The organism is Streptococcus parasanguinis, assembly GCF_001074805.1.
GTDB lineage: Bacteria > Bacillota > Bacilli > Lactobacillales > Streptococcaceae > Streptococcus > Streptococcus parasanguinis_A.
On record NZ_JUPI01000048.1, the window covers coordinates 1 to 789 of the forward strand.

The 789-nt window shown below is 27.6% G+C and carries 1 protein-coding gene; it reads left to right on the forward strand.

What is annotated here, in order from left to right:
* The first annotated feature begins 215 nt into the window (after positions 1-215).
* Complete coding sequence (locus ADI76_RS03345) at positions 216-695, forward strand: transcriptional regulator (RefSeq protein ID WP_049514759.1); 480 nt, start codon at positions 216-218, stop codon at positions 693-695.
* The last annotated feature ends 94 nt before the right edge of the window (positions 696-789 follow it).

Sequence of the window (789 nt, forward strand, 5' to 3'; positions counted from 1 at the left end):
TCAAGGGGTTAAGACACCGCCTTTTCACGGCGGTAACACGGGTTCGAATCCCGTACGGACTATCGATAAACTGTCACCAAGTGGCAGTTTTTTTGTGTATTTGAACAAAATAGGTAAAATAATAACCAAATAGTTAAAAAAACGTGCAGAATAGAAAAAAAGTCCAATGGGCTTCTTTATTTTTATAAAATACAGATAAAAGTAAAGGAGAGCTTATGGAATTTAATAAAATGTATCAAAAAGTAAAATATATCGTAAGAAAATGTGAAAAAGAATATTATATTCAATTATGGGAAAAAGATGATTGGGAACAAGAAGGTCAGCTAACTCTGTTTGAACTTTATCAAAAGAATCCTGAAATTGAAACAAATGAAGAATTACTTTATACATATTTCAAAACAAAATTTAGAAATCATATTAAAGATAAAATAAGACAACAGGAAAGTGATAAAAGAAAAATTAATAGACTTCCATATATTGAAATTGGGGAAATTAGCCACAGAATTTCGTCAAGAAAGATGTATTTAGACGAACTGGTAGTTCTAAGAGATTCTTTAAAGGATTTTAAAGATAAATTAACAGCAAAAGAAAAAGAACAATATGAAGCATTACTAACAAACAGAAGATGTCAAGGAAAAGCAAAAATGAAAAAGAAATTAGAGAACTATCTAAAGGATTTTAAAAATTCCATTTAAAAAATGAAAGTTAACAGTGTTTAAAAAAACTTTCAATAAAATAAAATTTTTTGAGAAAAAGTATTGACAGTAAGTCCAGGTCATGATATACTAA

Bases quoted from the DNA above. Each gene is read 5' to 3' on its own strand.
- ADI76_RS03345 (WP_049514759.1), top strand. From the start codon at position 216: ATGGAATTTAATAAAATGTATCAAAAAGTAAAATATATCGTAAGAAAA.